The 4,620-nt window shown below is 60.1% G+C and carries 7 protein-coding genes; 2 read left to right on the forward strand and 5 right to left on the reverse strand.

Going from position 1 to position 4,620, the window contains the following annotated elements; genetic code table 11:
* On the forward strand, positions 1–476 hold a 476-nt coding region (locus EN991_RS24380; RefSeq protein ID WP_127369720.1), incomplete at its 5' end, for a DUF1194 domain-containing protein.
* Between the two features lie 71 nt (positions 477–547).
* Here EN991_RS24380 and EN991_RS24385 read toward each other — a convergent pair.
* Positions 548–1,480, reverse strand: coding sequence for a glycosyltransferase family 2 protein (locus EN991_RS24385; protein WP_013529382.1), 933 nt, complete (start codon positions 1,478–1,480; stop codon positions 548–550).
* Between the two features lie 369 nt (positions 1,481–1,849).
* On the opposite strand from EN991_RS24385, the gene EN991_RS24390 reads away from it, so the two are divergent.
* On the forward strand, positions 1,850–2,200 hold the full coding sequence (locus tag EN991_RS24390) for a DUF1330 domain-containing protein (protein WP_013529383.1): 351 nt from the start codon (positions 1,850–1,852) through the stop codon (positions 2,198–2,200).
* Between the two features lie 30 nt (positions 2,201–2,230).
* Here the strand turns inward: EN991_RS24390 and EN991_RS24395 are convergent, their stop codons facing one another.
* From EN991_RS24395 to EN991_RS24405, 4 genes are all read right to left on the reverse strand, one after another.
* Positions 2,231–2,767 (reverse strand): hypothetical protein, encoded by a 537-nt coding sequence (locus tag EN991_RS24395; protein WP_245461066.1) that lies wholly within the window; start codon positions 2,765–2,767, stop codon positions 2,231–2,233.
* A complete protein-coding gene (locus tag EN991_RS41080) occupies positions 2,764–2,943 on the reverse strand; it encodes a hypothetical protein (protein ID WP_245461067.1) in 180 nt (59 codons plus the stop codon). The genes EN991_RS24395 and EN991_RS41080 overlap by 4 nt, the downstream gene beginning before the upstream one ends.
* A gap of 159 nt (positions 2,944–3,102) precedes the next feature.
* Positions 3,103–3,717, reverse strand: coding sequence for a methionine biosynthesis protein MetW (metW, locus tag EN991_RS24400; RefSeq protein ID WP_013529385.1), 615 nt, complete (start codon positions 3,715–3,717; stop codon positions 3,103–3,105).
* 58 nt (positions 3,718–3,775) lie between these two features.
* A partial coding sequence (locus EN991_RS24405; protein ID WP_127369721.1) for a homoserine O-acetyltransferase occupies positions 3,776–4,620 on the reverse strand: 845 nt, incomplete at its 5' end.

Raw genomic sequence — 4,620 nt, forward strand, 5'->3', positions numbered from 1 at the left:
GGCCAGCGCGCCCGTTCCGCAGCTTTCGCGGCACTTCGATTTCCGGCGCGCTGGCCTTCGGTGCCGAGCTTTTCGACCGCACGTCTTTCCAGGGCGAACGTAGCGTCATCGACATTTCGGGCGACGGACCGAACAATATCGGGCCGCCAGTCACCGCGACGCGTGATGCGGCGACTGCCAAAGGCATCGTCGTCAACGGCCTGCCGATCCTGATCAGCCCGTCGCCCACCTTCAGCCATCTCGACCAGTATTACGCGCAGTGCGTGACCGGCGGGCCCGGTTCCTTCGTGCTGCCCATCTATGCCGCCGCGGAGTTTTCGACAGCCATCCGGCGCAAGCTGATCCTCGAAGTGAGCGGCATTCGGGACAAGGCGAGAATCACCCCCGTCGACGCGGCCAAGCCGATAGACTGCCTGCAGGGCGAACGGGACAGGCGGTTTTTATCGGATCCGTATTTTCCCGAACTTGACCGCTGAGCTCTCGATAGTGCGGTTCACGCAATCCGGAGGGAAAACCGTTCCACGATTTTCCTGGAGTTGCTCTGGGTTCAGGCGAGCCGGGCGCCACATTGGTTGCGAAACTCGTTGGAGAGATCGCGGCGCCAGCGTCGGCCATGGACATAGCCTTGCATCAATTCCGGCAGCGAGTAGCCAAGCGCTTTCGACGATCGGTTGGCCATATAGCCCTGGAATGCCTCCGGTATCCTGCCTCGCAGGATATCGGCGATGAGCTGCCGCGAGATCATGTAAGGCGGAATGTGCGGGTAGGCGTGGGCAATATGAGGATGTTTGCCCATCAGGTTCGCATAGGCCTCGACATAGCCGTCACGGCGGCCGGAAATCGAGTTCTCCGAATTGTATTTCGTCCAGTCGAGGTCCTCGGACAGTTGCGCACCGAAGCGCCGGGCAAGGCGCAGCAGCAATTCGCGATCCTGCATGCGGGTGATGTCGCTGTCGTAGCCGCCGATGGCCAGCAAGGCTTCACGGCGAGCAGTGATCGCGGAGCCGGCGATGAAGATGGTCTGCCCAACCAGCGTCCGCTCAAGCATTGCGGGGCTCACGAATGCCTCTGGGTTGGCGCAGTTTGTGATGCGATTGCCCTTCAGGGACACGAACGAACTGATCAGCACTTGCAGTGCAGGATTTTCATCGAACCAGGTCAGGGTTCGTTCAAGCCGGTGCGGCAAGTAGATGTCGTCGGAATCGAGGAACGTCACCAACGGTGCCCGCGCCCGCTCGATGCCGGCATTCCTGGCGGCGTTGGCGCCTCGCCATTTCGCCCCGACATAGATCAGCCGCGGGTCCTGGATGCGGGCCAGCGCCGCTTCGGTCCCATCGGTCGAACCATCGTCGACGACAATGTGCTCAAACCTCGACATGCTCTGGGAGAATACGCTTTCCACGGCGCGCAACACTGTTTCGCGTCGGTTGTGGGTCGGCGTAATGACCGTGATGAGAGGTACTGGATCGATCCCGGCCATGTCTGTCAGCTGTTTCCTGCGCAGGGTTGCGCGTCTGTCCAGGACTTTTCGATTTTCAGAACGGTCGAATGGATTGGACTTCCCTTTCTCTACACCACATCACAGTCGGCGCGACGCTATAAAAAACGACTGCCCCTGTCACCCACCGTGCCGGTACTCAATCCAGGCGAGACAACGAATCCCCGCTCTTAGCGTTCCAATTGCAACAGCACCGCCGCACATAGCATTACGAATCACCGTGGAAGCAACCCATCATGACAGATAGCATACATCCCATTACCTCAGACGTAATCGCTTAGCGCTCGGCCTTTGGTCAGATTGCCCATGCAGAGGCCGGCAACTCGGCTTCGATGACAAGGGAGTTCAGTCATGGCCGCTTACGCCGTCGCCCATATGCGCCAAGCCACAATGGGTCCGCAGATCGTCGAATATCTGCATAGGATAGATGCCACGCTGGAACCTTTCGGCGGCCGTTTTCTGGTCCATGGCGGCGATGTGGAGGTGATCGAGAACGACTGGCCTGGCCATCTGATCATCATAGAATTTCCCGACAGGCAGCATGTGCATGGCTGGTACAATTCGCCGGCCTACCAAGCGATACTGGCGCTGCGCACGGACAATTCGGAGGCCGATGTGGTGTTCGTCGACGGCGTCGAACATCCGCACAAGGCCACGGATGTTCTGGAGCAATCGCCGGATCAAGGATCAATTGGACGCTGAACTGCGGTTCAAGGAATGGCGGTACAGCGTCTAGCTATGCCCAACATAGTCTGGCACCGTTTCGATTTTGTCGCGAACCATGCCAGTTGCGAAACTGAACTGGCCCCAAAACGCCAAACCATAAAATGCCTGACCGACAATCAGAGAAAAGGGAACCTGCCAAAGCGGCATCCCGGTTTCCCGGGCATGGCCTACGATCCGTCGTGTCGTGCGCCATGACATGGTGAGCCACCGGCTGAAGGACTTGACTATCCGTCGCGTGCGGCTCGGCGAATTGAGCGCAACGAACTTCCGGTCGGCGTCGCGACCTGTAACCAGGGCGCGCCAGTAAAAGAACCGCCAGCCCCGCGGCGAATAGTGATAAACGCGTGCGTTGACATTATGAATTTTGTGGCCTTCCCGCAGCAGTTCGCGCATCAGCAAAGTGCAGGAAACCTTGAAGCCGTTATGTTTTGGAAAAGGGTGGCTGAGGATCCACTCGCGTCGAAACGCTACATTGTTGGCGTTGATCGCTCGCTTCGAGGCAAATCGACCGTCTCCACGGGCCATCGGGAAAAACCAGATCAACGCAAAGGTTCTTGAAAAGAAGTCGTCGTATGAAAGGTATGCGCTGAACCGGTTGCTGAAACCGATGAGATTTCCCGAGCCAAGGCCTTCATCCCAACGCCGATCTCGTCCCAGTCGATCGACTTTGCATTCTCCATTTCGACGACGAGTGAATAAGTTGCGCGTTCTTCGACCATTTTTGCCCCCCCGAGCCGTCAGTGTGGCTATAGCCGCACTAGCCCGCTGTCAAACAGTCGACGCCATTTACACTGGTTCGCGATCGTCATACAGGGCGACTTTGCTCGGCGGCAAACACACTGTTGCTTGGCGAGTCGGGTCTTTGATCGGTGCGGAAATTACCGTTTCAGCAAGAACACTGCCTGCTGGCCGAAGAAATTCCAGAACCACCACGGCATCGACAGGCCGATCTTCTGGCCGGCGGCGTCGAGGGCGGTTGCCTTCTCGACTGTCGCGCCGAGTTCGTCGCACAGATTGACGAAATCGCGGATGGTGCAGAAGTGGATGTTGGGCGTGTCGTACCAGGAATAGGGCAGGTCCTTGGTCACCGGCATGCGGCCGTTGAGGAACAGCGACAGGCGCACACGCCAATGGCCGAAATTGGGGAAGGAGACGATGGCGCGGTTGCCGATCCTGAGCAGTTCGTCGAGCACCAGCTTGGGGTTGCGGGTGGCCTGCAGCGTCTGCGACAGGACGACGAAGTCAAAGCCCTTGTCGGGATAGAATTCGAGATCCTTGTCGGCATCGCCCTGGATGACCGAGAGGCCGCGCGCCACACATTCGTTGACGCCGCGCTGCGACAGCTCGAGTCCGCGGCCGTCGACCTGCTTGGTGTCCTGCAGCAGTTCGAGCAGCGAGCCGTCGCCCGAGCCGACATCGAGCACGCGCGACTGTGGCGGGATGAGGTTGGCGACGACTTCGAGGTCGACGCGCTGGTCGCGGTTGACGCTCATGGCTTCGCCTCCCGCCTGGCGCATGATCCCGATCCGAAAAGCCTGCAATTTTTCCGGGTCATGCGCTGAGCCCTCTCGCCCGGGCGGCCGAGCCGATGAAGCCGTTAATGGCGGCAAACAGTTCCGGCTCGTCGAGCAGGAATGCGTCGTGGCCACGGTCGGTCTCGATCTCGACGAAGGATACCGATGCGCCGGCGGCGTTGAGCGCATGCACGATCGAGCGGCTCTCCTCGGTCGGGAACAGCCAATCCGAGGTGAACGACACCAAGCAGAAGCGGGTTTTCGTGCCGGCGAAGGCATCGGCCAACCGGCCGCCATGGTCTGCGGCGAGGTCGAAATAGTCCATCGACCGCGTCATGTAGAGGTAGGAATTGGCGTCGAAGCGATCGACGAAGGTCATGCCCTGGTGCCGAAGATAGCTTTCGATCTGGAAGTCGGCGTCGAAGCCGAAGGTCAGCGCTTCGCGATCCTGCAGATTGCGGCCGAACTTGCGGTGCAGGGCGGCTTCCGACAGGTAAGTGATGTGGGCGGCCATGCGCGCTACCGCCAGGCCCTTTTCCGGGCGTTTGCCGTGCTCGAAATATTTGCCGCCATGCCAGTCCGGATCGGCCATGACAGCCTGCCGGCCAACCTCATGAAAGGCGATGTTCTGCGAGGAATGGCGCGCGCCGGTGGCGATCGGCAGTGCCGAGAAGACGCGCTCCGGATAGCTCGACGCCCATTCCAGCACCTGCATGCCGCCCATCGAGCCGCCGAGCACGCAAAACAGTTTCTCGATGCCGAAATGGTCGATCAGCATCTGCTGCGCCCGCACCATGTCGCGGATGGTGATGATCGGCAGGGCAAGCCCATCGGGCTTGCCGGGGGCGGGGTTGGCCGAGGCCGGGCCCGGGGGCCCAAAGC

The organism is Mesorhizobium sp. M7A.F.Ca.US.005.03.2.1, from assembly GCF_003997795.1.
Classification (GTDB): Bacteria; Pseudomonadota; Alphaproteobacteria; order Rhizobiales; family Rhizobiaceae; genus Mesorhizobium; species Mesorhizobium ciceri.

Excerpts from the sequence above, each read along its gene's own strand:
- metW (WP_013529385.1), bottom strand. The coding sequence starts at position 3,717 with ATGAGCGTCAACCGCGACCAGCGCGTCGACCTCGAAGTCGTCGCCAAC.
- EN991_RS41080 (WP_245461067.1), bottom strand. The coding sequence starts at position 2,943 with ATGGTCGAAGAACGCGCAACTTATTCACTCGTCGTCGAAATGGAGAAT.
- EN991_RS24390 (WP_013529383.1), top strand. The coding sequence starts at position 1,850 with ATGGCCGCTTACGCCGTCGCCCATATGCGCCAAGCCACAATGGGTCCG.
- EN991_RS24385 (WP_013529382.1), bottom strand. The coding sequence starts at position 1,480 with ATGGCCGGGATCGATCCAGTACCTCTCATCACGGTCATTACGCCGACC.